We start from the raw sequence: 25,553 nt of genomic DNA on the forward strand, positions 1-25,553 counted from the left end.
AGGCTTGGCGCCGACGAAGCTGGGCAGAAAGCTGTGGTGGATGTTGATGATCTGGCCCGGGTAGCGCTCGCACAGCCCCGGCGACAGGATCTGCATGTAGCGCGCCAGCACCATCACGTCGCCCCGCGCCTCGCGGTACAGGTCCTCGACCCTGGCATAGGCCTCGGCCTTGGTGTCGGGCGTGACCGGCACGTGATGGAAGGGAATGCCGTGCCACTCCACCAGACCGCGGAAGGTCTCGTGGTTGGAGATCACGCACGGGATCTCGATGTTCAGCTCATCGGCATGCCAGCGCGACAGCAGGTCGTACAGGCAGTGCTCCTGCTTGCTCACCATCACCACCACGCGCTTCTTGCGCGCGCTGTCGCTGATCTTCCAGTCCATGTCGAATTCACGTGCGATCGGCGCGAACTTCTCGCGCAGCACATCGATGTCGAAAGGCAGCGAGCCGGCCAGGATCTCCTGGCGCATGAAGAAGCGCTTGCCGTCCACGTCCGCGTGGTGGTTCGCCTCGGTGATCCAGCCCTGGTGGCTGGAGAAGAAGCTGCTGACAGTGGTCACGATGCCAACCCTGTCCGGGCAGGACAGGGACAGGGTGTAACGTCTCTCTGAGGGGCTCATGGGGGTGCTGTTTTCCTGTTTTCGGTCTTGTTGCGCGGGGGCGTAGCGGGCGCACTCGCGGCGCCCTTGCAAGGCTTCGCCCCTCAGCCCTTGGCGGTACGCTTGAGCTTTTCGGGATCGTCGAAAGGCAGCGTATGGGTGGTTGCCGCACAGCGCAGGGTGGCGCCGCGCAGTTCGAGCGCACGCCCGGGAACGGCGTAGGCCGGGTCCATGCGGGCGATGGCCATGCCACGCCCGGTGAGACGGGAATACATTGCGCAGGTCACGAAGCCGACCTTGGTGTCGCCGTCCCAGATGGCATCGCCGCCTTGCGCGATTTCCTTGGTATCGAGCTCGACGCCGTAGATCTTGAAGCGCTCCCTGCCTTGCAGGCGGAAGTGCTCGGCCGCGCCGCGGAACTCCGTCTTGCCCGGCGACACGGTGAAGTCGAGGCCCAGCTCCCACAGGCTGTCGCCAATCGCTTCGCCTTCCATCGGGTACATGTCGGAGTTGTCGTAGGGATAGAACAGCAGGTAGCTCTCGACCCGCAGCCAGTCCAGCGCGGTGAAGGAGCAGGGCATGATGCCCATCGCCTTGCCTTCCTCCACGATGGTGTCCCAGATCAGCGGCGCATCGACGCCCTTGCAGAACAGCTCGTAACCGCGCTCCCCGGTATAGCCGGTGCGCGAAATCGTGACCGGGCAGCCGAAGAGCCTGGTCTGCATGTGATGGAAGTAAGGCAGGTCGCGGATGCCCGGCACATGCTTCGACAGGTACTCCACCGCCAGCGGCCCCTGCAGCGAAAGGTCGTGCAGGTCGTCATCGAACAGCACCGCCACGTTGCGACCCACCGCGCCGCGGGTCAGGATCTCGTGGCCCTGGCCCGAGCCGTGCACCACCATGAAGGCGTTGGGGCCGTTGCGGTAGATCACGCAGTCGTCGATGAACTTGCCGGCTTCGTTGAGCATGCAGGCATACACCGACTTGCCCGGATAGAGCTTGCTGACATTGCGCGTGGTCGCGTAGTTGAGCAGGGCTTCCGCATGCGGTCCGACCAGGTGCACCTTCTTGAGCCCGGACACATCCATCAGGCCGGCGCGGGTGCGAATGGCCTCGTGTTCGTCGGCGAGATCGGTGTTGTAGGTCCAGGCTGTCGCCATCCCGTTCCAGTCTGCGAGGGTCGAACCCAGTGCGCGATGCCGGTCAGCCAGTGTCGACTGTCTCCATGAACTCATTTGAAACTCCCTTTTCAGCGAAGAGTGAAATTGAGTTCATTAAGCCAGTGTGCCGGGCACGCGAAAATACTCCTCTGGTACTACGCCCCGGCCTCCCACCACGGCGTCAGGCCTGGTGTCTCTCGTCCTCGCGCAGTTCGCGCAGCCACACCGCCGCCTCAAACCGGTTACGCAGATTGAGTTTCTGCAGCACATGCTTCACGTGCACCTTCACCGTGCTTTCGGCAATACCGAGCGCACGCGCCACGATCTTGTTCGATGCGCCCTTGGACACCAGCTCCAGGGTTTCCTGTTCGCGTGCGGTCAGCGACGACCAGTGCTCGTCGAGCGTTTCCCGCGACGGCGGCGAAGGCTTGGCCAGCAGGCCCCCGACCTCGGCCGACAGCACCGTGCCCCCGGCCGCGACCTGACGCAGCTTCATGCAGAACTCGTCCGGCTCCATGTCCTTGAGCAGGTAACCGCTGGCGCCCGAGTTCAGCGCCTCCATGATGTCGAAACTGGAGTCGGACACGGTGAGCATCACCAGGCGGGTGGTCGATCCCGCGGCCTTCAGCGCCCGCAGCACCGAGATGCCGTCGAGCCCCTTCATGTGCAGATCGATCAGCGCGACATCCGGCCGGTGCGTCAGCACCGCCTCGATCCCCTCCGCACCCGACGCCGCCTCGGCGACGACCTCGACATCGTCGTACATTGCCAGCAGCTGGCTGACCCCCTTGCGAAACAGTGCGTGGTCATCCACGACCACCAGTCTGATCGGTGTGCCCTGTCGATCCGGGTCGCCCCCAGCCGCGTTGTCCATGCTGTCCGTCCTCATTGCTTGATCAATCCGTTTCAGGCGCTGCCCGGCCGCGGCCGGAAGCGCATCTCGACGCAGGTGCCCTGCCCGCCCACAGCGGGCCGCAAGTGCAAGGCCCCGCCAATCTGCCGGGCGCGGTCGCGCATGATCGACACCCCATGGTGGCCATCGCCGCCGCTGCCCTCGCGCAGCCCGCGACCATCGTCCTCGACCGTGAGCACGATCTGTCCGTCGTCCTCCTCGTCGAAGCGCACCTGTGCGTGCTGCGCCCGCGCGTGACGCACGACATTGGTCAGTGCCTCGCGGACGATCTGCAGCAGGTGGAACTCCTCATTGACCGACAGATGCCTGCTGCCCAGCCGGTAGTCGAAGCCGAGTTCGGTGCCCGAGCGTGCGGACAGCTCGTCCACCACCTCGCGCAGCGCCTGCTGCAGGCCGCCCGGCGGCATGCTGGTGCGAAAGGCCGAGAGCAGCTCGCGCAGGTGACGGTAGGCGCTGTCGAGCCCGTTCTTGATCTCGCCCGACACCTCCAGCACACGCTCGCCGGGACCACAGGCCGCACAGCTGCGCCCGATCTCCAGCTGCAGGCGCGCCACCTGCAGCTTCATGTAGGACAGGGCCTGGGCGAGCGAGTCGTGCAGCTCCCCGGCGATCGCGCTGCGCTCGTCCATCAGCGCCAGACGCCGGCGCCGGTGATTGCGCTGCAGATTGCCCAGCGACAGCGCAAACAGCGAGGCCACCGCCTCGATCAGGCGGCTGTGGCGGCTCTCGAACATGAAGTCTCCCGGCGCCTCGACAATCAGCACGCCATAGGTGTCGCCGGCATCGCGCACCGGCACCGCCAGCTCGACATGCTCGCCTTCGGCTGCAGTCGATGCCCGGTGCCGGCCGTTTCCGCGCGACAGCTCCTCGACCGAAAACGCTTCCAGCAACTGCAGGCGGCGGACATCGCCCAGCTGTGACGGCACCCCCAGCCCCTCGGCCACCGGCTCCAGCAGCACCAGCGCACACGCACGCACCGCCAGGCAGTCGGCCATGTCCTCGAGCAGGGAATTCAGCCACGGTGCGCTCGCGCTGTGCTCCGCAAGGCAGAGACTGGCCTGGCAGATGAATTCGAGTGTCCGGGTGGCGAAGCGCTCATGCTCGGACGCCTGCCGCGACAGCCGTTCGCCCTCCGCAAGGTGGCAGGCGAGCTGGGTCGACACCCCATCCAGCGCCCGGTGCAGCCGGTCCACCTCATCCACGCCCTCGTCCCACGCCACCGTGGCACCAAAGACGTGCCGGTTGAGCCGCTCGAGGGCGAAATCGGTGCGCACCACGAGCATCTTGCGCGCGATCCGCAGCGTGGCCCCGCACCCCAGGAGGAACATCAGCGCGAGCAGGACCTGCAGCAGTTGCAGGACCGCAAGACGGGACGAAAGCGTCGGGTCCGAGGCGGTTCTGAGCGTCGCCTGCAGCCCGGCGGCAATGCCGGCGCTGACGAACAGGGTCGCGCACAGGCAGGCGAGACACACCAGAACGAGCACAAGACGCGAGAACAGCGGGTGTTTTTTCAAGATGGACAGTCAGCAGGATGCAATGATCAGGCGTTTAATCGTTTAACCTGAAGCAACTTTTGCGCCCAGCAGGAATCAAGCATCACAGCATATTCCTGCGTGCCAGCCCACGTGCTGGAGTGAATCCTGCTTTGAGTAGCGCACCCGCCACCCACCTACAGCCCTGAACACTGCACCGATGACGCTTTACCTGATCGCCACCCTCCTTGCCTGCTCGACGGCCTTGCTCGTGCTCGGCGATGGCAGCGACACCTCACCCCTGCTGTGGATGCTGGCCATGATTCCACTGCTGACCTGGATCGCGCTGCGCCACGGCGCCCGCCACGGGCGCAGCAGCCCGACGACCGACGCGCTCTCCGCGCTGCAGTCGCTGAGCCGCTTCGCCGAACACAGCGGCCAGCCCGCCCTGCTGCTTGAAGGCGGGAACATCGCCAACGCCAACCGCGCCCTGCTCAAGCTCATCGGGCTGGAGGATCGCGGCGACGAACTGATCGGCATGCCGCTCGACAACATCGTGCATCCGAAGCATCACCGCCGGCTGGCCGCCCTCTTTTCACCCGGGGCGGACAACAGCGACGCCGGCACGCTGTCGCTGATGCGTGCCGACGGCACGCCCTGGCCTGCCCGTGTCAGCGTGTTCCAGGGGCACAGCTCACAGCTCACCCTGCTGCAGTTCTCCGCGCCCCAGGATGGCCCGGACAACAGCGGACACGAGTATCTGCAGGCGACCCGGCTGACCCATTTCTCCCGCGAGATCCTGTTCTCCCTCGACGCGCAGATGCAGCTCAGCTATGCCAACGCGCAATGGGAGCACAGCACCGGGCGCAGCGTTGCCGAGAGCCTGCAGCAACCCCTGCTGTCGATCTTCCACAGCGATGACCGCGCCGCCCTCGGCACCGGGCTGCGACAGCTGCAGGCGGGCAAGCGCGACAACCTCACGCTGGAGGTGCGCATCCGCGCCACCCGCGCCCACGCCGCGCGCTGGGTCGAGCTGCGCGCCTGGCCGATGCCCCTGCCGGCGCTCGGCGAAACCGGGGTGAGCGGCATTCTGCTCGACATCGACCAGCGCCGCCGCGGCGAAGAGGCTCTGCGCGCACAGCGCCGCGGCCTGCACACCATGCTGGATAACCTCCCGGGGATGATTTACCGCGGCCAGAACGATCGCAACTGGACGATGGAGTTCGTCAGCGAGGGCTGCTTCGAACTCACCGGCTACACCCCGCTGGAACTGGTGGATAACCACTCGGCCTGCTTTGCCGAAATGATCCATGAGGAAGACCGCGATTTCGTGTGGAACTTCGTGCAGATGCGGCTCGACCGCCGTGAGCGCTACGAACTGAGCTACCGCATCGTGGACCGCGACGGTCAGACGCGCTGGGTATGGGAACAGGGGCGCGGCATCTATTCCAGCCGGGGCGAATTCCTCGGCCTGGAGGGCTTCATCACCGACGTCAGCGCCAGCCGGGGCGCGCAGGAGGAAGCGCGCCGGCGCCTGTTCTTCGACAACGCAACCGGTCTGATGAATCTGAGCCTGTTCCTTGACCGTCTGCAGCATCTGTACCGCCACGCGGCGATTGCCGATTACCCGTTTGCGCTGATCCACATCGAGATCGAAACGATCACCGAGATTGCCGAGCACTACGGGCCGGCAATGAGCGAACGCGTCAGCGTCGAGATCGGCAAGCGCCTGCGGCTTGCGCAGAGCGACTGCAACGGGGTTGCGCGTCACGCCGGCGGCTTTGCGGTGCTGATTTCGGACTTCCGCCCGCAGACGCTGAGCTGGGCCGGGCCGCCGAGTGCCGAGCCATCCTCGGCAGCCGGCCTGCTGCATCTCGCCCATGCACTCGCGGCGGAGATCAGCCGCCCGCTGCGCATCGACGGCCATAGCCTCAGCCTGAGCGCGCGCTTCGGCATCGCGACCGAGCGCGAGGCCCACGCCGATGCGAACGCCATGCTCGAGCAGGCAGCGCGCCACGACCATCCCGGCGCGCTGACGCCGCCGCCCGAGCAGGCTCACTGAGCAGGCAGGCTGAAAACCGGCCTAGCTGCGCACCCTGGACTTGGTCGGATCATAGTGCGGGAAGGCCACGACGCGCGCATCGAGGCGCTTGCGGTGGCCGTCGAGCTGACCCACCTGCAGCGCCGTATCGAGCTCGGAACAGGCAACATCCACCCGCGCCAGCGCGACCTGTGCATTGAGCACCGGAGAGCGGACCGCGCTGGTGATCTCGCCCACCCTTGCGCGACCGATGTGGACGCCGTCGCCGTGATGCACTGCTTCGTTGCTGTCGATCGCAAGCCCGACCAGCTTGCGCCGCGGGTGTGCCTTGCGCTCTTCAAGCGCCGCCCGGCCGATGAAATCGTCGGGTTTGGACAGTGCCACGGTAAAGCCGATGCCGGCCTCGAAGGGGTCGGTCTGATCGCAGAACTCCTGACCGGCAAAGGCCAGCCCGGCCTCGATGCGCAGCATGTCGAGCGCATCGAACCCGAGCGGCGCCAGACCGAGTGGGGCCCCGGCCTCGGCCACGACATTCCACAGCTCTGTGCCATCGCCGGGGTGACACCACAGCTCGAAACCGAGCTCGCCGGTGTAGCCGGTGCGGGAGACCACCAGCGGACGGCCGGTGGGTCCGCCCAGACGCGCTGCCATGAAGCGGAACCAGCCGAGTTCGGCAATGCCCGGCTGTGCCGGCGCGGTCCACAGGATCCTGTCCAGCAGCTCGCGGCTGCGCGGCCCCTGCACCGCAATGTTGTGCAGGCTGTCGGTGGCGTCACGGACATGCACCTTGAAGCCCCCCGCCGCAGCCTGCTCCTTCAGCCACAGGCCGGTCGTGTCCTCGCCGCACACGAAGCGGAATACATCGCGCCCGAGGCGGAACACCGTGCCGTCGTCCATCATGCCGCCATGGGCATGGCACACCGCGGTATAGACCACCTGCCCCACGGCCAGCTTGCGCATGTCGCGGGTCACCACCTTCTGCAGCAGGGCCTCGGCGTCGGGCCCGGTGATGTCGAACTTGCGCAGCGCGGTCAGATCCATCACCGCGACCTTCTCGCGGCAGGCCCAGTATTCGGCAATCGTGCCGTGGCCGACGAAGCTGCGCGGCAGCCAGAAGCCGTGATAGTCGATGAAGTCCCGCGTCAGCGTTTCGGTCACGCCGGCAAAGGCCGTGGGACGGGTCAGGCGTACAGGGGCGTCGGGAGTCATTCGGTGGGCCATCGCGCGAGGGAATGAATGGGCCGCGTCATAGATGCGAACCTCGATGTCGGTCGGCTGCCAGGCGTTGGCAGGGTCGATGTCGTCGGCGCAGGACGACACCGCCACCACCAGATCCTTGAGCGCCCTGAGCAGCACGTAGTCACCCGCCTTCGACCACGGCTCGGCAAAACCGAGGCTGCCGCAGGGCTGGATGAAGGTGTTGTAGAAAAAGTTGATCGCCGGCCAGCCTGCGCGGGGACGAACGCCCATCGGTTCGAGCACGGCGTTGAAGTTGTCGCTGCAGTTGGCGTGACCGGGAAAGCCCTGGTCCTCGTAGTACTTCGCAGTGCAGGCAAGGGCAAAGGCATCGTGCCGCCCCACGGTGTCCTGCACGGTCTCAAGCAGGGGCTGCATGCGCGCATCGAAATACTTCGCGTGCAGGCCGGGCATGGGATAGGACGAACCCGCCAGGGTGCGGGTCACCGTCGGGTCCAGCCCCCACTCTTCACCGGCGGCAAGCGCTGCAGCATCGAAGGCGAGGACATCCGAGCACTGACGCCCCTCCACATCGATGACCTGAATGAACTGCCCGGCCTTCAGCTCGAAGGCCCGGGCGCTCGCCGCCCCGACCCGGATCACCGTCAGCGGCTCGGGAAAGACCTGCTGCAAAGCGGGCTGTGCGTCCGCCTGCAGCAGGAAGGGGTCCTCTTCGATGAACGGCGGTGCCTTGTCGTTCATGCGCTGGCGTCCTTCGCAACCAGCTTGCGATAGCCACCGGCGCAGAACACCAGCGGTTCGCCATCGCGGAAACGCAGGTTGTCGACTTCGGCGACGAAGATGATGTGGTCGCCGCCCGGATACTGTGCGAACAGGCTGCACTCGAAACTGGCGAGGGTGTCGTCCAGCAAGGGGGCGCCGAGCTCGCCCGGCGCATAGTTCAGATCGACCCACTTGTCCCCGCCGCCGCGGGCAAAGCGCGACGACAGCTCGCTTTGCTCGTGGCCGAGCACATGGATCGCCAGCGCCCCGCCGGCGGCGAATGCCTCGCAGCAGGCGCTGTTCCGCGCCAGGCTGAAGAGCACCAGCGGCGGATCGAGCGACACGGTATTGAAGGAGCTCACGGTCGCCCCCACCGGCCGTCCCTGATCGTCCCATGTGGTAACGATGGTGACCCCGGTGGGAAACAGGCCAAGGACCTGACGAAACAGCCGGCCATCGAACGGTGCGTGATGGGCGGCAAGGGGTTCCGGCCCGGGGGCCGGAACCTGCTTGAGTGCAACAGCGTGCATGGCAGGCTCCGTGGGTTGGCTCAGGCCTGAGCGTCTTCGAGCAGCTTGGCGGCGAACGCAGCCTTTTCCGGTTTGCTCATCTTCTTCAGTTCGTTGTTCAGCACGCGCTGATTCACCGACTGGTTCCAGTAGTCGAGCACCTCGAAACCGAGCAGCGCCGACTTGCCGACGAACTGGCGCAGCACCTCGTTGGTGGGGCCCATCACCCAGCCCGCCTTGCCGTCACGCAGCAGGCGCTCGATGCCCAGCGCCGGCTTGTAACCGGTGCCACCGCAGGCGTGGAGCATCTTGTCGACCACGTTGGAGACGTTCTTGGAGGAGAAGAACTTGACCTGCCACAGCCAGTTCAGCAAGCCGGTGCGCGGCAGGTAAGTAACGTCGGCATGGCCAGACCAGTCGCAGCCACCGGTCTGATCGTCAAGCGCCTTGGCGGCCAGATAGACATAGCTGCGGCTAGCGTTGGTGTCGATCAGGCATTCACCCACGTAGTCCTGGATCGTCGGGTAGTCGGCGACGCGCATGCCGACGTCGTTATGCACCTTGCGCGTGGTGTGGTTCTTGGCGATGTCCATGGCGGCCAGGCTGATGCCGTTCCAGCATGCGGACGAGCACACCAGGAAGAAGGGGTCGACCACCTCGTCGTTGGACTTGGCGCCGTCGCCGACCGGGCCGACAAGCGCATCGGGGGCGATATCGACACCATCGACCGAGATCGGGCCGGACTGGTTGCCGCGCATGCCCAGGCCATCCCAGTTGGCGGGGTCGGCCTGGATCTGGTCCTTGGTCACCAGGAAGCAGGACAGGTCAGAGTAGTTACCGCCGAAGTCAGGCGAGGTGGTCTGGATGATGTACCAGTCGGCGAAGCCGCCGGAGGTGGTCCAGGATGCCTTCTTGAAGACCTTCCAGCCGTTCTCGGTGCGCTCGGCACGCGACGACATCGGATACCAGAAGTGCGAGCCGGTCTCCGGGTCGGAGAAAGACAGGGTGCCGATCAGCACGTCCTTGTCGACGCGCTTCAGGATGGCCTTGAGGCGTTCGTTGTCGTGGTGGCGCAGCAGCGCGGCGGCACATGCGCCGAGGTGCATGGTGTAGCACATTGCGGTGGAGGGGCAGCCGTAGCGGGCAATGGTCTCGACCACCATGGCGGCGCACAGGTGGCTCTCGCCCCGGCCACCCAGCTCCTTCGGCACGGTCAGGCCCAGCAGCCCCATGGCCGCGAGCGCCTCGAAGTTCTTGCGCGGGTAGATGTACTTCTTGTCGCTCTCGATCGCGTTCGGGCGCATGGTGCTCATGCACACGGCGATCAGTTCGGCCTGCAGGGCCAGCTGTTCGGGGCTGAGCATCCACTGCGGGCTCCATTCCGAGCTGATACCGGTGGGGGCGAGTTCATTGATGGCGTTCATGTCAGTGTCCTTTGTGGAAAGTGATGAATGGGCTGAAGTCGGATCAAAGGGGTGCGAGTTCGGTGATGTCCGGGCCGATGCCGGTGGCAAGCTCGGCGCCGTCATCGAGCGGTGCTAGCCAGGCCAGCGTGGCCGGCAGGTAACGGGTCAGGCCCTTGTACTCGACCAGTTCGGGCGGCAGCGAAGACAGCACCCGGTGCAGGCGCTTGCCCCACTTGGGCACACGCGCCAGCTCTTCGACCGAGATCAGGAAACAGCGGATCGGGAACAGGATTGCGTTGCTGCGCGGCAGGCGCCACAGGGTCTGCAGTTCGACCCGCAGGTGCACCTTGCCGCCGGCGTTTTCGACGGTGACCGAGGCGCGGTCCGGCCCCCACTCCGGGTAACTCTCGGGCGAGGTGTCGAGCCGCGGATTGATGCTCATGGTCCAGTTCAGGCGACGCACCGGCTGGCCGAGGCGCAGCATGAGCAGATACTTGAGCGCACGCTCGAACACGCCGGCCTGATGCGCGAGCGGCACCGGACCGTGCCACTCCATGAAGTTCATGCCGACGTTGAACGCCAGCGACCAGTCGGCCTGCGAGGTGACCATGCCGGCGTCGAGGTAGAGGTTGTCCTCGCGCTGATCGCAGATCGCGAAGTCGCCCTGGGCCTGACGGGTGATGTATTCGAAGGGCTCGCAGGGCAGCGTGTCGGGGTCCCCGAAAATGAAGCTCTGCTCGATCCCCAGCGGGCGGTTGATCCAGGTCCAGCGACTGCCGAACACGTCGCCTTCCTTGGTCAGCGAGAACTGCTCCGGATAGTCCGCAGCCATGTTCTCCATCAGCAGCTCGAGCGTGTCCCACTGCGCCGTCATCATGTGCGGCAGCGCCTGACAGCGGCCGGGGTCCTGCTCCAGCGTCAGCGCGCGGTCGCGGCACTCGGCAACGTAGTGCTCGTCGATATCGAAGGGGCGGTGGAAAACGTCGGTCGGGCCGCTGCGGACATGGGGCTCGATGTTGACGCTGTACATGTAGCGGTCTTCCGGAAACGGAAACGGGAAGCGCAGGATGGCTGCATCGCTGTTGCGGTAGGTGTAGTCGCCGCGGAAGGTTTCTTCGGGCTTGAATACCAGGCTCATGATTGCCTCCGGCTGATTGAGTTGTATGGGTTCAAAGATCGAGGACGAGACGGGCCGAGCGTGCCCGCGACACGCAGGGCATGATCAGTTGTCCGCCCTCACGCTCGTCCGCGCCGAGATAGTGGTCGCGATGCTCCGGCTCGCCCTCGAGCACGCCGGTGACGCACACGCCGCAGGCACCGCCGCGACACAGGCAGGGCGCGCTCGCGCCGATACGCTCGATGGCTTCGAGCAGGCTTTCGCTCTCGCCCACCTCGACCTCGATGCCGGAGCGGCTGAGGAAGGCGGTGAAGGGCGTGCCGCCCGACAGCGCGGCACCGAAGTGCTCGCAATGCACATGGCTTGCAGGCCAGCCTGCATCGGCTGCGGCCTGAATGACCTGGTCGTTCAGTGCAGCGGGGCCGCACACATACAGGTGGGTCCCCGCGGGCTGCTGTGCGAGCAGCGCCGGGATGTCCAGACGATGACCGTCGGCGTCCCAGTAGTAGTTGAGGTCGCCGCAGTCCTGCAGCCAGGGCGCGAAGGTGGCGGTCTCGGATTCGCGGCAGCACACGTGCAGCGCATGGCTCGCGCCGTTGTGGGCAAAGTCCGCGACATACGACAGAAAGGGCGTGATGCCGATGCCGCCGGCGATCATCAGGTGATGACGTGCCGTGCGCTGCGGCGCGAACAGGTTGCTCGGCCAGCTCGCAACCAGGCGGTCGCCCGGCTTGAGCACTTCATGCACGAAGGCGGAGCCGCCACGCGATTCCGGCACCCGGCGCACGATGATTTCATACACATCGCGCCGACCCGGCTGACTGATCAGCGAGTACGCGTTGCGCCAGGTGCGCGCTTCACCCTGCAGCCGCAGCTGGATGTTGGCACCGGCCGCAGCTGGCGGCAGCTGCCCGCCGTCTGCCGCAGCCAGGCGCACGTGACGCAGGCTGGGGGCGATGTCGTCGACGCCGACGACGGTGAGTTCGAGGGTTTCGCCGATCATGGAAATACCTCCTCGCGCTGCGGCACTTCGCCGGGCGCTTCCGCATCCACCATCACGCCCATGAAGGCACCGAGGCGGCGCGAGAAGTGATCTCGAACCAGCAGCTCACGCCCGCAACCGGCACAGGTCGCGATGTTGGTGGTGACGTTCTCGGTGGTCTGGTGGCAGTGGGTGCACCACACCCGGCGCTTCAGACTGCCGGCGTGCTGCATGCGGATCTGGGTCGGGCTCAGCCCGGCGCGGGTCGCAGCCGCCGCCAGCATCCACATGAAGGGCTCGGTGCCCTGCAGGTAGAGCCGGTCGGCAATGCCGAAACCTTCATCCATGTGCTCGAGCGCTGCAGCGGCCTCTTCGGCGGTCTGCAGCTTGCGCACCCTGCCGGGTGCGAGCGCGGTGGCCGGTGCGCTCACCAGCCAGGTCTGCATGCGCTCCGCGACCGGGGCGAAGGCCGCCGCAAGCGTGGCCATCTGTCCGGGCGTGAGGGTGTCGCCCTCCACGATCAGCAGATGGGCTCCCGCAGTGTCTTCGGCCACCAACTCGCGATAGCGCGGACGGCTTGTAATCTGCGATTGCATCATGTCCGCCACCCTCAGAGCACAGCCACGGAGTGGGCGATATAGACCACCGCGGCACCGGCAGCGAGCGTCACGTAGGGCAGGATGCCGGCCCGGCTGCGCACGCCTTCCTCTGCACCGAGGTGCATGTCTTCGAGCATCGCCGCAGGGAATTTGCCCTTGTCGGTGATGTAGTGACGGAACATGAAGACCGGCACGATGCTCGCTGCCATCACCAGGCCAGACACCAGCGTGCCTGCGCCCCAGATGTCGGCGCCCATGCCCATCAGCCCCATGTTGCAGAACGCCAGCACGGTGCCGACTGCGAGCAGCCAGTTCGGTGCCTTGAACGGACGCGTCCAGCTCGGACGGTCGAGGCGGTGAATCCAGGCGGCGTTGAGGTTGAGGAAGTTGAACAGGACGTAGCAGACGTTGGAGATGGCGAGGACGAAGATGTAGTCCGACATCATCAGCAGCAGCAGGTTGAAGCCGAGGTCGGTCCACATTGCCGGGGTCGGCGCACCGTTGCGATTGACGTGGGAGAGGTACTTCGGCAACCAGCCATCGACCGAAGCCTGGTACAGGGTGCGCGAGGAGCCCGCCATCGAGGTCATGATCGACAGCACCAGTGCCAGCACCAGCATCGCCATCAGCACGCGCTCGACCATCGCACCGCCACCGATCATGTGCGCCATGGCCTGTGCAACACCCATGCCGCTGTAGATCTCAGGCGCGAGGATGCCGTCATACACGGCGGCGCTCACCACGTTGCCGGCGGCATCGGTCACTTCCGGCGTCACCAGCTGACCGAGGCCGAGCGTGCCCTGGAAGGCAAGCGGCACCACGGTGAACACGAAGATGCACAGCAGACCCGAATACAGGATCGCCTTGAAGGTATCGGTGCGCGGGTTCTTGAATTCACGGGTGTAGCAGACTGCCGTCTCGAAGCCGTAGGTCGACCAGGCGGCGATGAAGAGGCCACCGGCGATCAGGGTCAGGCCGCCCATGTCCCAGGCACCGTCGATTACCGCACCGGAAGCGTCATGGGCTAGCGGATACATCGGCGCCAGATTGGCGGTCGATACATCACCCGAGAGCAGCGGCCACAGGCCGACGAGCATCAGCGGTGCGAGTGCGGCAATGCCGAGCACCATCTGCATCCGTGCAGCCTGCAGGATGCCCCGGTGCTGGATCGCAAACGCGCCGAGCAGCACCGCTGCGCCCAGCACGAAGGTGGCGTTGATGCGCAGCGCCAGATCCGCGCGAATCCAGCTCAGATCCAGCAGCGTGAGTTGCCAGGTGTTGATCGCCGCATCGGGCGCAAACAGGATGCTCAGGATGTAGCCCGCAGCCAGGCCAGAGCCGATGGCCAGCACCGGCGACCAGGCCAGCCAGTTGCACCACACCGAGAGCGGCGCGAGGATCTTGCTGTAGCGCACCCAGGCCACGGCGCCATACACCGACGCACCGCCCGACTTGTGCGGAAACAGGCCGGCGATCTCGGCATAGGAAAATGCCTGCAGAAAGCCGAAAGCGATCGACACGATCCAGATCGCCCACGACGGCTTGCCCACCGTTGCGGCAATCGAGCCAATTGAAAAAAGCACCAGGGCAGGTACGCCACTGGCCACCCAGAACGCACCCGCCCATCCGATCTTGCGGTGGAGCGTCGCGCTCTGCTGGCAGCCCCCTGCGAAACCGGCGGCAAGCGGGTCAAGCACCGTTGTGTTCATCCGAGTTCTCCTGAAGGTCGAAACAAAATCGCAAACCGCTTGAATGCGATACGGCCTTCAATGTCCGCTTTGGTGCTGCGACGCACAATCCGACTTTGGGAGTAGCCCGGGGGAGTAAGCCGGGGGAGTAAGCCCGCATGTGGAGGCAGGCGCGCTCGACACATGCAGACAGAAAACGGACGAAACAGGCAGCTGCAGGGGCGGCCGCTGCGGGGAGAAAGAACGGAAGAATGGGACCTGCCCGCACCGGGCAGGCAGGTCTCAGTGGGCCCGCAGCAGCGTCAGGCCGCAGCCCTGACTGCCGAAACAGCCGCCGGCCACGCCGCCATGCGGCTCACCGACACCCGGCGCGCACCCGGCACCGCCGCCGGCTTGGCGATTGTTACCTCCAACCGCCGGATGGCGAAGCGTTCGCCCAGGGTGTCGAGCATGACCTGGCTCAGGTGTTCGAGCAGGTTGTAGTGGCGCGCCGCGATCAAGGCTTCGAGGCACGCCACCACTTCGTCGTAGTCCACCGTGTGGCGGATGTCGTCGCTGCGCCCGGACGCGGCGCCGTCGATGCACAGGGTCAGATCCACCAGCAGGGTCTGGCGCGCGGCCAGTTCGTGCGGGTAGATGCCGATCGATGCTTCAAGCGCCAGCCCTTCGAGACGGATCACGCACTCGTCGGCCCCCATCTCAGACCGCCTTCAGCACCGGGGCTTCCCAGTCCTGATAGTCGTCGGCTGGGGTCGCCTGCAGGCTGCGTTCGGCTGAGCGCAGCGTGTTCTCGATCAGCATGGTCACCGTCATCGGCCCCACGCCGCCGGGCACCGGCGTGATCCACGAGGCTTTTTCCTTTACCCCGTCGAAATCCACGTCGCCGACGATGCGGTTGTCCGGCAGACGGTTGATGCCGACGTCGATGACGATGGCGCCTTCCTTGACCATCTGCGGCACGATCAGCCCCGGCTTGCCCGCGGCCACGATCAGGATGTCGGCCAGAATGGTGTGCTGGGCGAGATCGCGCGTTTTCGCGTGGCAGATCGTCACCGTGGCTTCGCGCTGCAGCAGCATCAGCGCCATGGGCTTACCGACGATGTTGCTCGCCCCCACCACGACCACGTTCTTGCCTGCGACCTCGGTGCCGGTGGTGTCGAGCAGCAGCTGCACGCCGTAGGGCGTGCATGGCGGGAAGATGGTGTTGCCCACCACCAGCCCGCCGACGTTGTACAGGTGAAAGCCGTCGACGTCCTTATGCACCGAAATCGCTTCGAGCACCCGGCGCACATCGATGTGGCCGGGCAGCGGCAGCTGGATCAGGATGCCGTGCACCGTGGGGTCGGCGTTGAGCTGGGCGATGCGTGCCAGCATCTCCACTTCCGGCGTATCGGCCGGCAGCGCCACGTGCAGCGAGCGCACGCCGCACTCCTCGCACGCCTTCACCTTGTTGCCCACATACACCCGCGAGGCCGGGTTGTCCCCGACCAGGATGACCGCCAGCCCGGGGCGCACGCCCTGCTCCACCAGCCGTCCCACGCGCTCGCGAAAGCCCACCCGAAGCTGCTTCGACAGCGCCTTGCCGTCGATGATCTGTGCCGTCATGGCGATCGAATCTCCCTGAAAAAAAGGGCCGGCCCGGTAGCTCCGGACCGGCCCGATATCGCCTCATCGAGGCGATGGCGGAAATGCGCGAATCAGAAGCCCTGACCCGGAATCCAGTTAGTGCCTGCCAGCGGCAGACCAGCCATGGCGGCCGCCTCGATGGTGAGGGCAACCAGGTCTTCGCGTTCGAGGTGATGCACGTTCTGCTTGCCGCAAGCCCGGGCGATGGTGGTGAGTTCCATGTTCAGGGTCTTGAGGTAGTTCCTGAGGTGCTTGGCGCCGACTTCCGGCGACAGACGCTGCTCGAGGATCGCATCCTGCGTGGTGATGCCAACCGGGCACTTGCCGGTGTGGCAGTGGTGGCAGAAGCCGGGGGCTGCGCCAATGGCGGTGTAGTCGGCTTCGGCACCATGCAGGGCGCCATTCTGGTAGTAGGTCTCGCCGTTACAGCCCAGCGCAACCAGCACGCCCTGACCGATGGCCACTGCGTCCGCGCCCATGGCCAGCGCCTTGGCGACGTCGGCACCGGTGCGGATGCCGCCGGACACCACCAGCTGAACCTTGCCGATCATGTCGAGGTCTTCGAGCGCATTCACCGCCTGACGCACTGCAGCCAGGGTCGGGATGCCGATGTGTTCGATGAAGCAGGTCTGGGTGGCAGCGGTGCCGCCCTGCATGCCGTCGACCACGATCACGTCGGCGCCGGAATGCACTGCAAGCTTGACGTCATGGAAGGTACGGGTCGCGCCCACCTTCACGTAGATCGGCTTCTCCCAGTCGGTGATCTCGCGCAGTTCCTGGATCTTGATTGCGAGATCGTCCGGACCGGTCCAGTCCGGGTGACGGCAGGCCGAACGCTGGTCGATGCCTTCCGGCAGGGTGCGCATCTTGGCCACACGCGGGGACACCTTCTGACCCAGCAGCATGCCGCCACCGCCGGGCTTGGCGCCCTGGCCGATCACCACTTCGATCGCATCGGCGCGACGCACGTCGTCCGGGTTGAAGCCGTAACGCGAGGGCAGGCACTGATAGATCAGGGTCTTGGAAGACTGGCGCTCTTCGGACGTCATGCCGCCATCACCGGTGGTGGTGGAGGTGCCCATCTCGGTCGCAGCGCGGCCGAGCGCTTCCTTCACGTTGGCCGAGAGCGAGCCGAAGCTCATGCCGGCGATCGTGATCGGGATGTCGAGTTCGATCGGCTTCTTGGCAAAGCGGGTGCCCAGCAGGGTCTTGGTGACACACTTCTCGCGATAGCCTTCGAGCGGGTAACGCGACATCGACGCACCGAGGAAGACCAGGTCGTCGAAGTTGGGCAGCTTGCGCTTGGCGCCCATGCCACGGATCTCGTACAGACCATGGGCGGCAGCGTTGCGGATGTAGTCGAGCGTCTTGCGGTCGTAGCCGTGGGACTCTTCGCGCGATACGTTCTTGAAATGCACGGGTTTGGTTTCCATCATCGAGCTCCTCTTGATTCCTGCTCAATATTCCTGGTTCGCGTCAGCGTTCCAGTGGTAGAGGGAACGCTGCGAGGCGATCCGCTTGAATGCCTTGGGGTCGTGATCCAGGCCAGCCTTGTCCAGCATGCCGGCCACGGTGGCGATGTCGGCGTCGGTCATCGGCTCGTACTGCGCATCGGCGCCGAGCGATTTCACCGAGCCCTTCACGTACAGCACTGCCTCGTACAGCGAGTCGCCGAGCGCGTCGCCCGCGTCGCCGCAGATCACCATGGTGCCGGCCTGGGCCATGAAGGCCGAGAAGCTGCCGACCGAGCCGCCAACCACGATGTTGCCGCCCTTGAGCGAGATGCCGCAGCGCAGCCCGGCATCGCCTTCAATCACCAGCAGTCCGCCCTGGGCGGAGGCGCCGGCGCCGTTCGAGGCAAAACCCTTCACGTGCACCTTGCCGCTCATCATGTTCTCGCCCACACCGGTACCGGCGCTGCCGTTAATGGTGATGGTGGCCGACTTGTTCATGCCGCCCGCGTAGTAGCCGGCGTGGCCGACCACTTCGACACTGATCGGGCAGTCGAGCCCGACTGCGATGTTGTGGGCGCCGTCCGGATTGACGACGGTAACCGCCTCCACCTTGCCTTCCTTGGCATCCGTGTGCAGGAAGGTGTTGAGCTCACGCAGCGAAGTGGTGGCGAGATCGAAAGTCAGGCGTTCCATACGTACATCTCCTCGGGCGCAGGTTCAAACACATGGGCGTGCTTCACGCCCGGCAGGTGGGCCAGCGAACGGAATTCGGAGGCAATGGCCACGTAGTCATCGGTTTCCGCCACGACGGCGGGTTTGCAGGCAAAGGGATCGCGGATCAGCGCGAGCTTGTCCGGCGTACCCATGAGGAAGGTGTAGAAGCCGTCGAGCTCCTCAAATCCCTTCTGCAGCGCGGTTTCGAGGTCGTCGCCTTCGCGCAGGCGCCATTCCAGGAAGCGGCACGCAGCCTCGGTATCGTTGTCGGTCTCGAAGCTGATACCACGCGGCTCCAGCATGCGGCGGATGCCATTGGGGTTCGACAGCGAGCCGTTATGCACCAGGCAGAAATCCTCGCCTGCGGTGAAAGGGTGGGCACGGTCCGGGGTCACTGCCGATTCGGTCGCCATCCGCGTGTGACCGACCAGGTGCGAACCCTTGAGGCCGGCAAAACCGTAACGCGCAGCGACTTCAGCCGGCGTACCGATGTCCTTGTACAGGTCGATGCTGCGACCGGTCGAGAGGATGTGCAGCTTGGGGTAATGCTCCTTCACCCAGCGCTTCACCACCTCCGGCGCGAGGCCGAAGCTGAGGACCGCATGGTTGCCCTTGGCCTCGACCTGAGCGCTCACACCCAGGTGCGACTTCAGTTCGTGACTGAGGCCGAGCCAGTTGAAGTCCGCGCCGTCTTCGGTCAGGCCCGAATACAGGCTGATCTTGCGCTCGCTTTCCGGTAGCGGCTGACCGAATACGGCGAGGCCGGCCGAGTCGGGTCCGCGCTCGGTCATGCCGATCAGCATCGGGACCATCAACTCGCCCAGTCTTTCACGCAATGCCGGTGTCTTGACCAGCAATCCGACGATTCCACACATGTTTGCTTCTCCTTGTTTCCAATCTTTTTGCGTCAGGCCGAATCAGAAGAATTCGAGGTAGTTTTTGACTTCCCAGTCCGACACGTGACGCATGTACTCCACCCACTCCATGTGCTTGAGGCGCAGGAACTCGTCGGCCACGGGGCCGAGTGCCTTGCACAGCACGGTGTCCTGTTCGAGTGCGATCAGCGCTTCATGCAGGTTCTGCGGCAGGATGCCGATCCCGGCTTCCTTCAGCTGCGCCGGGCTCATCTCGTACAGGTTCTGGTTGTGCGGCTCACCCGGGTCGAGGTTGCGCTCGATGCCATCCAGGCCGGCGGCGATCACCGCTGCAGTGGCCAGATAGGGGTTGCAGGCGCCGTCCGGCAGGCGCAGTTCGAGACGTCCGCCGGGGATACGCACCATCGACGAACGGTTGTTGTCGCCGTAACTGATGTAGGCCGGTGCCCAGGTGGCGCCGGTCAGCGAACGACCCACCACCAGACGCTTGTAGGAGTTGACCGTGGGCGCGCAGATCGCGGCCAGCGCCGGGGCGTGGGCGAGGATGCCGGCGAGGAACTGGTAGGCCAGCTTCGACAGCCCGAGGCCGTACTTGTCGGTCTTGTCGGCGAACAGGTTGGCGTTGCCTTCCTTGTCACCGATCGACATGTGGATGTGCATGCCGTTGCCCGGCCGGTTGGCGAAGGGCTTTGGCATGAAGGAGCAGATCATGCCGAGGTCGTTCGCGATCTCGGAGGCCGCCATCTTGAACAGCAGATAGTGGTCGGCCGAGGTCAGGCAGTCGGCGTAGGTGTAGTTGATCTCGAACTGGCCGTTGGCGTCCTCATGGTCGATCTGATAGACGTCGACATCGACCTCGCGCAGGCTCTCGACCAGCTTTTCGAGGAACTCGCGATTACGCGACAGCCCCTTGTAGTCGTAACAGGGCTTGGGCAGGGTGTCGGTCGGATCGGTCGGGATGATGTTGCCCGCGGCATCCTTCTTGAGCAGCGAGAACTCCGGCTCGAGCCCGGTGAAGAAGGTATAGCCCTTGGCATCGAGACGCTTGATCTGATTCTTCAGCACCACGCGGGTATCCAGCGGCCAGGGCTCGCGCTTGACGTGACCGTCGCAGGCGATGCGGGCATAGCCCGGCTGCCAGGGCACCAGCGACAGGGTGTCGAGGTCGCCCACCGCCATGAAGTCGGGGCCGTTGGGTTCGATACCGAGACCCGTTACCGCGAAGCCGGCAAAGCCGGCGCCGTTGGTGATGATCTCGTCGAAATGGGAGACAGGAACGGACTTGGTTTTGGCAGTGCCGTGAATATCGACAAACTGGGCCAGGATGTACTTGACCTTGTTGTCGGCGAGGAACTGCTTGGCTTCGATGGGCGTCATTGACACTCTCCGGATAGGAATGTTGGGATTGGGTTATGCGTATAGATGCTGGGGTAATACCGTGCCGCCACCGAGCTCGTGCGCGATGTCGTGAAGCGTTTCAAACAGATACCGGCCATAGCTGCCGTCACACCAGATGCGGTAAATCAGTCCCTTTGCGCTCTGCTCCGGGAGCACCGTCACACCGACGCCGACCAGACTGGTGAGCACCACCGGACGGTCGGCGGGCTTGAGCGCGGCGAAGTTCACGTTGCAGGTCTGGCGCAGCAATTCATTCACCCGTTCGCCGCCGAGGACCAGCGCGGCATCCTCGTGCTGCACCGGATACACACCGGCGGCCCGCTGCGTCGTGGTGAGGCGCTCGACCACGGCCGCATCGCCCTCGACCAGAAACTCCGTCATTCCCAGACGTGCGATGCGTCCGCCCTCGCCCAGCGGCAGCCAGGTGTTGGGCTTCTCGGGCACCGGCACCGCCAGGCTGTCGAGCCAGGCGATGGTGCCGGGGCCCTTGCAGCCACAGCGCACATCCAGCGACACATCGGCAATGCCAAGGACTGCGGCGGCCTCGGCCTGCCGCGCTACGTCGGTCAGCAGTTCGGCAACGATCTCCGCCACCGGGCTGCTTGCTAGCGCCTGACTCATACCGCCTCCTTCTGCTTCATGTTTTCAGGGTCGTAGAACGGGGTTGCGCTGACCTCGACCTCGACCATGCTGCCGTCGGTCAGGCGAACGCTGACCTTGGTGCCCACGGTGGCGAGGTCAGGACGCAGGAAAACCAGTCCGATGTGGCGACCAAGGGCCGCGCTCCAGGCAATGCTGGTGACGCGACCGGCGATGTCGCCGTCCGCGATGACCAGGTTGCATTCCAGCGGTACGCCACCGCTGTAGCCCGGCGGCAGCGTGAAGCCTGCCAGCTGCTGTTTCAGCTTCTTCGAGGCGATGGCCTTGAGGCTGCGCTGACCGACGAAGAAGGGCTTGGCCATCTTCACTGCCCAGCCCATGCCGACTTCGAGCGGCGTGGTGAGGCCGTCGGTGTCCTGGCCGATGATGATGTGGCCCTTCTCCAGCCGCAGCAGACGCTGGGCTTCGACACCGAAGGGGCGAACACCATGCGCAGCGCCAGCCGCCATCAGCGCATCCCACAACGCGCCTCCGAAGCGCGCCGGAACGTGAATCTCGTAGCCCCATTCGCCGACGAAGCCTACCCGCATCAGCCGGGCGGGGATGTCGGCCACGGTGCATTCACGTACCGCGAGGTAGGGGAAGGCAGCGGCCGAGAGGTCGGTCGTGGTCAGGGTCGCCAGCACCTCGCGGGAGCGCGGACCGGCCAGGTTCATCGCGGCGAAGGCGCCGGTGTGATTGACGATGCCGCAATCCAGCCCCCACATCGTGTTGAGGCGCGACAGTTCGCGGTAGATCGTCGCCGCACCCGAGGTGGTGGTGGTGAAGTAGAAGTGATCCTCTGCCAGTCGTGCGACCACGCCGTCGTCGATCACCACGCCCGACTCGTCGCACATCACCGCGTAGCGGGTCATGCCGACCTTGAGGTTGGCGTAGTTGGAGGTATAGACGCGCTCAAGGAACTCGGCGGCCTGCGGCCCGATCACTTCGAGCTTGCCCAGCGTGCCGACATCGATCAGGCCAAGGCCGCCACGTACGGCTGCGACCTCTTCGCGAATGCAGTCCAGCCGCGCCTTGCCGGCCACCTGGTAGAACTCGGGACGCTGCCACACGCCGGCCGGCATCCACTTCGCGCCCAGCGCATCATGGCGCGAGTGCAGCGGGGTGCGGCGCTCGGGGTTGAAGCCGCGTCCGGCCAGGATCGCCATCGGTACCGGGTGGTAGAAGGGACGCGCCGTCGTGGTGCCGACCTGCTGCGGCTCCTTGCCCGAGAGCCGGGCCAGAATGCGCAGGCCGTTCATGTTGGAGTGCTTGCCCTGGCTGGGGCCCATGCCCACGGTGGAGTAACGCTTGAGCAGCTCGATGTTGTCGAAGCCTTCCTGCACCGCGTTGTGGAAATCCTTGAGCTGCAGGTCCTCGTCGAAATCGACGAAGTTCTTGCCCTCGGGGTGGGCAACGATCGGCCACGGATGGCTGGGCGATTCCACTTCCGGCGCAAGCGCGCTGCCGACGGCCTCGCCGAAGCCTGCAGCCGCTGCGGCGTGACTGCCGGCGCGGGTGCCATCGGCCATGCGCCGCGAGAGCTCATGCACACCGTTGACACGGCCGCAGGCGAACACGCCGTCGGGCAGCACATCGGGTACGAACTGCTCGACCGCGCGGTCGAAGCGCATCCTGGTGCCGGCCTGATACAGCAGGTTGGCAGCCGGCGCCCAGCCCACACTCATCAGGATGCCGTCACAGGCGATCTCACGCAGGCTGGCAGCAGGCGAACCGTCCGCCTGCACCGCGCCGACGCGCGCTGCGGCCACGCTGGCACCATCTGCACCCGGTACCGCCTCGACGACGCAGTTCGACATCAGCACCTCGACCTTGGCATCGCGCAACTGCTGCGCCAGCGGAGCCGCCATGCCCGCATCCGCACGCAGATCGACCACGGCCGCCACGGCCACGCCACGCGCCAGCAGATCGAGTGCCGCGCGGTAACCATCGGCGTTGGCCACCAGCACCAGCGCACGCTGCATCGGCTTGACGCCGTAGCGGTGCATCAGACGCTGGGCGGCCGAAGCGAGCATGATTCCGGGCAGATCGTTGTAGCGAAACACCGCCGGCTGTTCAAAGCCACCGCTGGCCACCACCACGCTGCCGGCACGCATCTTGAGCATGCGCTCGGCGCTGACCAGGGGCAGCCAGTGGTCCTTGTAGTAGCCCGCCGCATAGGTGCTGGTGAGCACCCGGATCCGCGGGTTGGCAGACACCTGGGCCATCAGGCCGGTGAGGAGCTCGACCCGCGCCGGATCGTTGCCGATCTGATAGCCGGCGCTGCCGCCTGCGCGTGCGTTCTCATCCACCACCACGACCTCGGCACCCTGGGCAGCGGCGGCGAGCGCAGCGGACAGACCGGAGGGACCGGCACCGATCACCAGCACGTCGCAGAAATCGTAAGCCTTGGGGGTACGACGGGTGGGACTGTTGAGATCGACCTTGCCCAGGCCCGTCATCGCACGGAACATGCGCTCCCACATCGGGAACAGACGCTTGGTGTGAAAGGCCTTGTAGTAGAAGCCTACCGGCAGGAAGCGGGCAAAGCGGCCAAGCACCCGACCCTTGTCGCCATCGAGGCCGCCGAAGGTGTTGACCGCGGTGAGATCCATGCCGGCCTGCAGCGGCACCACGTCGGCACGCACGTTGGGCTGGTCGCCCCACTGATGCAGCGCGTTGGTGTCGTGGTTGGCGAGCGAGAGCACGCCGCGCGGGCGGTGATACTTGAAGCTGCGGCCGAGCACGCGGACATCCGCGCCCCACAGGGCAGAGCTCACCGTGTCGCCGGCGTAGCCGGTGTAGGTGCGGCCTTCAAACTTGAATTCGATGGGTGCGGAGCGGTCAATCCACTCGCCGCTGGTGGCGGGCAATCGCATCACGCATCTCCCTGATAGAAGTAGGTCTTGAGCACGATGTCCTTCTCGGTGTCGCGCTCGGCGATGAACCAGGTGTTGCTCGGGGTGTGGCACCACCACTCGCGCTTCACGCCGGGGGCGCCGTTGCGGTTGAATACGTAGTCGGCCCACTCGACGTCCGTGCAGGCGTCGGGGTCCGGCATCGGGCGCACTTCGCCCCAGTAAAAGAACTCGGAGACCGGGCGCGGGCCGTTCAGGGGACAGGTCATGATCTTCATGGCGTGATTCCTTCAGTGGCCGACCGAAGCCGCACCCTTTTCACCGGTCAGCGCGTAATTGCTGAAGCGGTCGAGGGAGAAGCCGGTGATCAGGGGATGCGGCGTGTCATTGACGAGGGTGTGGGCCATGGTCTTGCCGCACACCGGCGTGGCCTTGAAGCCCCAGGTGCCCCAGCCCGAATCGAGGTAGAAGCCTTCCACCGGCGTCTTGCCCATGATCGGCGCGAAGTCCGGCGTCATGTCGGCCATGCCGGCCCACTGCCGCATCACCTTCACGTTGGACATGAAGGGGAACATGTCGAGCATGTGCGAGGTGAGGCCCTCGACGAAGTCCAGCGTCGAGCGCGTCGCGTGCAACTCGTACGGATCGAGCGAGGCGCCCATCACCAGTTCGCCGCGTGCCGACTGGCTGATGTACACGTGCAGGCTGCCGGACACCAGGATCGGATCGAGCCAGGGCTTGACCGGCTCGCTGACCATGGCCTGCAGCGGATGGATGTAGATCGGCGTGCGCACGTCGACCATCTTCAGGATTCGCGGGGTCGAACCGGCGACCGCACACAGCACCTTGTTGGTGGAGATGTAGCCGCGCGAGGTATTGACCCCCTTCACCTTTCCGCCCTGCACATCGATGCCGAGCACTTCGGTCTGCTGGTGGATCTCCACCCCGCGCTGGTCGGCACCGCGGCCGTAGCCCCAGGCCACCGCGTCGTGACGCGCAACCGAACCCGGTGCGTGATAGAGCGCACCAAGGATGGGCGAATGACCGGCGCACGAGAGGTCGATCATCGGCGCAGCTTCTTTCACCGCTTCCGGCCCGACCACTTCGGAATCGACGCCGTAGTGCTTGTTGACCTCGGCACGCCAGCGCATGGTGCGCAGCGCCGAATCCGTATGCGCCAGCGTGAAGTGGCCGCGGTTGGCGTAGAACAGGTTGAGGTCGAAGTCGCGCGACAGGTCCTGCCACAGGTTCACCGACTCGTCGTAGAACCTCACGCCCTCGGGCGTGAGGTAGTTGGAGCGGATGATGGTGGTGTTGCGGCCGGTGTTGCCACCGCCGATATAGCCCTTCTCGAGCACGCACACGTTCTTGATGCCGTGCTCGGTGGCCAGGTAGTAGGCCGCGGCGAGGCCGTGGCCGCCGGCACCGATGATCACGACGTCGTAGCTCGACTTGAGCTTGTCGTGGGTGGTGAACATCCGGGGCTCCGGATGCTTCTTGTTCAGGGCGAAGCGCAATAGACGCCAGGGCATGGCTGTTCCTT

At 65.5% G+C, this 25,553-nt stretch carries 22 protein-coding genes; 1 reads left to right on the forward strand and 21 read right to left on the reverse strand.

Translation table 11 applies throughout. The annotated features are described in order from the left end of the window. From AC22G6_RS20890 to AC22G6_RS20905, 4 genes are all read right to left on the reverse strand, one after another. On the reverse strand, positions 1 to 621 hold a 621-nt coding region (locus tag AC22G6_RS20890), incomplete at its 3' end, for a formyltetrahydrofolate deformylase (RefSeq protein ID WP_487368379.1). Between the two features lie 83 nt (positions 622 to 704). Continuing rightward, positions 705 to 1,835 carry an aminomethyl transferase family protein gene (locus AC22G6_RS20895; protein ID WP_487368380.1) on the reverse strand — a complete coding sequence of 377 codons (1,131 nt, stop codon included), beginning with the start codon at positions 1,833 to 1,835 and terminating at the stop codon, positions 705 to 707. Positions 1,836 to 1,941: 106 nt separating this feature from the next. Next, the gene (locus tag AC22G6_RS20900) at positions 1,942 to 2,634 is read right to left on the reverse strand and encodes a response regulator (protein ID WP_487368381.1); all 693 of its coding nucleotides are present in this window, start codon (positions 2,632 to 2,634) and stop codon (positions 1,942 to 1,944) included. Positions 2,635 to 2,666: 32 nt separating this feature from the next. Next, on the reverse strand, positions 2,667 to 4,187 hold the full coding sequence (locus AC22G6_RS20905) for an ATP-binding protein (protein ID WP_487368382.1): 1,521 nt from the start codon (positions 4,185 to 4,187) through the stop codon (positions 2,667 to 2,669). A gap of 178 nt (positions 4,188 to 4,365) precedes the next feature. On the opposite strand from AC22G6_RS20905, the gene AC22G6_RS20910 reads away from it, so the two are divergent. Then, positions 4,366 to 6,207, forward strand: a complete 1,842-nt coding sequence (locus AC22G6_RS20910; protein WP_487368383.1) for a sensor domain-containing diguanylate cyclase — start codon at positions 4,366 to 4,368, stop codon at positions 6,205 to 6,207. Between the two features lie 21 nt (positions 6,208 to 6,228). On the opposite strand, the gene AC22G6_RS20915 is transcribed toward AC22G6_RS20910, so the two are convergent. The 17 genes from AC22G6_RS20915 to AC22G6_RS20995 form a co-directional block, all read right to left on the reverse strand. Then, positions 6,229 to 8,124, reverse strand: coding sequence for a DUF1989 domain-containing protein (locus tag AC22G6_RS20915; protein ID WP_487368384.1), 1,896 nt, complete (start codon positions 8,122 to 8,124; stop codon positions 6,229 to 6,231). After that, a complete protein-coding gene (locus AC22G6_RS20920; RefSeq protein ID WP_487368385.1) occupies positions 8,121 to 8,675 on the reverse strand; it encodes a flavin reductase family protein in 555 nt (184 codons plus the stop codon). The genes AC22G6_RS20915 and AC22G6_RS20920 overlap by 4 nt, the downstream gene beginning before the upstream one ends. A gap of 20 nt (positions 8,676 to 8,695) precedes the next feature. Beyond that, positions 8,696 to 10,078, reverse strand: a complete 1,383-nt coding sequence (locus AC22G6_RS20925; RefSeq protein WP_108972262.1) for an acyl-CoA dehydrogenase family protein — start codon at positions 10,076 to 10,078, stop codon at positions 8,696 to 8,698. Positions 10,079 to 10,121: 43 nt separating this feature from the next. Further along, positions 10,122 to 11,198, reverse strand: coding sequence for a heme-dependent oxidative N-demethylase family protein (locus AC22G6_RS20930; RefSeq protein ID WP_108972261.1), 1,077 nt, complete (start codon positions 11,196 to 11,198; stop codon positions 10,122 to 10,124). A 31-nt stretch (positions 11,199 to 11,229) separates the two neighbouring features. Then, a complete protein-coding gene (locus tag AC22G6_RS20935; protein WP_487368386.1) occupies positions 11,230 to 12,180 on the reverse strand; it encodes a PDR/VanB family oxidoreductase in 951 nt (316 codons plus the stop codon). Next, the gene (locus AC22G6_RS20940; protein WP_487368387.1) at positions 12,177 to 12,758 is read right to left on the reverse strand and encodes a dimethylamine monooxygenase subunit DmmA family protein; all 582 of its coding nucleotides are present in this window, start codon (positions 12,756 to 12,758) and stop codon (positions 12,177 to 12,179) included. Before AC22G6_RS20940 ends, AC22G6_RS20935 begins: the two co-directional genes overlap by 4 nt. Before the next feature lie 11 nt (positions 12,759 to 12,769). Then, entirely contained in the window at positions 12,770 to 14,467 is a 1,698-nt protein-coding gene (locus AC22G6_RS20945; RefSeq protein ID WP_487368388.1) for an APC family permease, read from the reverse strand. Between the two features lie 281 nt (positions 14,468 to 14,748). After that, positions 14,749 to 15,144 carry a dihydroneopterin aldolase gene (folB, locus tag AC22G6_RS20950; protein WP_487368389.1) on the reverse strand — a complete coding sequence of 132 codons (396 nt, stop codon included), beginning with the start codon at positions 15,142 to 15,144 and terminating at the stop codon, positions 14,749 to 14,751. Between the two features lies 1 nt (position 15,145). Next, the gene (gene folD / locus AC22G6_RS20955) at positions 15,146 to 16,051 is read right to left on the reverse strand and encodes a bifunctional methylenetetrahydrofolate dehydrogenase/methenyltetrahydrofolate cyclohydrolase FolD (RefSeq protein WP_487365387.1); all 906 of its coding nucleotides are present in this window, start codon (positions 16,049 to 16,051) and stop codon (positions 15,146 to 15,148) included. A gap of 92 nt (positions 16,052 to 16,143) precedes the next feature. Next, the gene (locus AC22G6_RS20960; protein ID WP_108972255.1) at positions 16,144 to 17,505 is read right to left on the reverse strand and encodes an FMN-binding glutamate synthase family protein; all 1,362 of its coding nucleotides are present in this window, start codon (positions 17,503 to 17,505) and stop codon (positions 16,144 to 16,146) included. A gap of 24 nt (positions 17,506 to 17,529) precedes the next feature. Beyond that, positions 17,530 to 18,219 (reverse strand): protein glxC, encoded by a 690-nt coding sequence (locus tag AC22G6_RS20965; RefSeq protein ID WP_487368390.1) that lies wholly within the window; start codon positions 18,217 to 18,219, stop codon positions 17,530 to 17,532. After that, positions 18,207 to 19,115, reverse strand: coding sequence for a class II glutamine amidotransferase domain-containing protein (locus AC22G6_RS20970; protein ID WP_108950341.1), 909 nt, complete (start codon positions 19,113 to 19,115; stop codon positions 18,207 to 18,209). Before AC22G6_RS20970 ends, AC22G6_RS20965 begins: the two co-directional genes overlap by 13 nt. A 42-nt stretch (positions 19,116 to 19,157) precedes the next feature. Beyond that, positions 19,158 to 20,492 (reverse strand): type III glutamate--ammonia ligase, encoded by a 1,335-nt coding sequence (gene glnT, locus AC22G6_RS20975; protein ID WP_487368391.1) that lies wholly within the window; start codon positions 20,490 to 20,492, stop codon positions 19,158 to 19,160. A 33-nt stretch (positions 20,493 to 20,525) separates the two neighbouring features. Beyond that, positions 20,526 to 21,134 carry a hypothetical protein gene (locus AC22G6_RS20980; RefSeq protein ID WP_487368392.1) on the reverse strand — a complete coding sequence of 203 codons (609 nt, stop codon included), beginning with the start codon at positions 21,132 to 21,134 and terminating at the stop codon, positions 20,526 to 20,528. Then, a complete protein-coding gene (locus AC22G6_RS20985) occupies positions 21,131 to 24,031 on the reverse strand; it encodes an FAD-dependent oxidoreductase (RefSeq protein WP_487368393.1) in 2,901 nt (966 codons plus the stop codon). The genes AC22G6_RS20980 and AC22G6_RS20985 overlap by 4 nt, the downstream gene beginning before the upstream one ends. After that, positions 24,031 to 24,288 (reverse strand): sarcosine oxidase subunit delta, encoded by a 258-nt coding sequence (locus AC22G6_RS20990; RefSeq protein ID WP_108950337.1) that lies wholly within the window; start codon positions 24,286 to 24,288, stop codon positions 24,031 to 24,033. Before AC22G6_RS20990 ends, AC22G6_RS20985 begins: the two co-directional genes overlap by 1 nt. 12 nt (positions 24,289 to 24,300) lie before the next feature. Beyond that, the coding region (locus AC22G6_RS20995) for an FAD-dependent oxidoreductase (protein WP_487368394.1) at positions 24,301 to 25,553 on the reverse strand (1,253 nt) is incomplete at its 5' end.

It is taken from the genome of Parazoarcus sp. PS-13 R2A (genome assembly GCF_057621855.1).

What these genes read in the sequence shown, in the direction of transcription:
- AC22G6_RS20895 (WP_487368380.1), bottom strand. Translation starts at nt 1,835, where the DNA reads ATGAGTTCATGGAGACAGTCGACACTGGCTGACCGGCATCGCGCACTG.
- AC22G6_RS20900 (WP_487368381.1), bottom strand. Translation starts at nt 2,634, where the DNA reads ATGGACAACGCGGCTGGGGGCGACCCGGATCGACAGGGCACACCGATC.
- AC22G6_RS20910 (WP_487368383.1), top strand. Translation starts at nt 4,366, where the DNA reads ATGACGCTTTACCTGATCGCCACCCTCCTTGCCTGCTCGACGGCCTTG.
- AC22G6_RS20915 (WP_487368384.1), bottom strand. Translation starts at nt 8,124, where the DNA reads ATGAACGACAAGGCACCGCCGTTCATCGAAGAGGACCCCTTCCTGCTG.
- AC22G6_RS20920 (WP_487368385.1), bottom strand. Translation starts at nt 8,675, where the DNA reads ATGCACGCTGTTGCACTCAAGCAGGTTCCGGCCCCCGGGCCGGAACCC.
- AC22G6_RS20925 (WP_108972262.1), bottom strand. Translation starts at nt 10,078, where the DNA reads ATGAACGCCATCAATGAACTCGCCCCCACCGGTATCAGCTCGGAATGG.
- AC22G6_RS20930 (WP_108972261.1), bottom strand. Translation starts at nt 11,198, where the DNA reads ATGAGCCTGGTATTCAAGCCCGAAGAAACCTTCCGCGGCGACTACACC.
- AC22G6_RS20935 (WP_487368386.1), bottom strand. Translation starts at nt 12,180, where the DNA reads ATGATCGGCGAAACCCTCGAACTCACCGTCGTCGGCGTCGACGACATC.
- AC22G6_RS20940 (WP_487368387.1), bottom strand. Translation starts at nt 12,758, where the DNA reads ATGATGCAATCGCAGATTACAAGCCGTCCGCGCTATCGCGAGTTGGTG.
- AC22G6_RS20945 (WP_487368388.1), bottom strand. Translation starts at nt 14,467, where the DNA reads ATGAACACAACGGTGCTTGACCCGCTTGCCGCCGGTTTCGCAGGGGGC.
- folB (WP_487368389.1), bottom strand. Translation starts at nt 15,144, where the DNA reads ATGGGGGCCGACGAGTGCGTGATCCGTCTCGAAGGGCTGGCGCTTGAA.
- folD (WP_487365387.1), bottom strand. Translation starts at nt 16,051, where the DNA reads ATGACGGCACAGATCATCGACGGCAAGGCGCTGTCGAAGCAGCTTCGG.
- AC22G6_RS20960 (WP_108972255.1), bottom strand. Translation starts at nt 17,505, where the DNA reads ATGGAAACCAAACCCGTGCATTTCAAGAACGTATCGCGCGAAGAGTCC.
- AC22G6_RS20965 (WP_487368390.1), bottom strand. Translation starts at nt 18,219, where the DNA reads ATGGAACGCCTGACTTTCGATCTCGCCACCACTTCGCTGCGTGAGCTC.
- AC22G6_RS20970 (WP_108950341.1), bottom strand. Translation starts at nt 19,115, where the DNA reads ATGTGTGGAATCGTCGGATTGCTGGTCAAGACACCGGCATTGCGTGAA.
- glnT (WP_487368391.1), bottom strand. Translation starts at nt 20,492, where the DNA reads ATGACGCCCATCGAAGCCAAGCAGTTCCTCGCCGACAACAAGGTCAAG.
- AC22G6_RS20980 (WP_487368392.1), bottom strand. Translation starts at nt 21,134, where the DNA reads ATGAGTCAGGCGCTAGCAAGCAGCCCGGTGGCGGAGATCGTTGCCGAA.
- AC22G6_RS20985 (WP_487368393.1), bottom strand. Translation starts at nt 24,031, where the DNA reads ATGCGATTGCCCGCCACCAGCGGCGAGTGGATTGACCGCTCCGCACCC.
- AC22G6_RS20990 (WP_108950337.1), bottom strand. Translation starts at nt 24,288, where the DNA reads ATGAAGATCATGACCTGTCCCCTGAACGGCCCGCGCCCGGTCTCCGAG.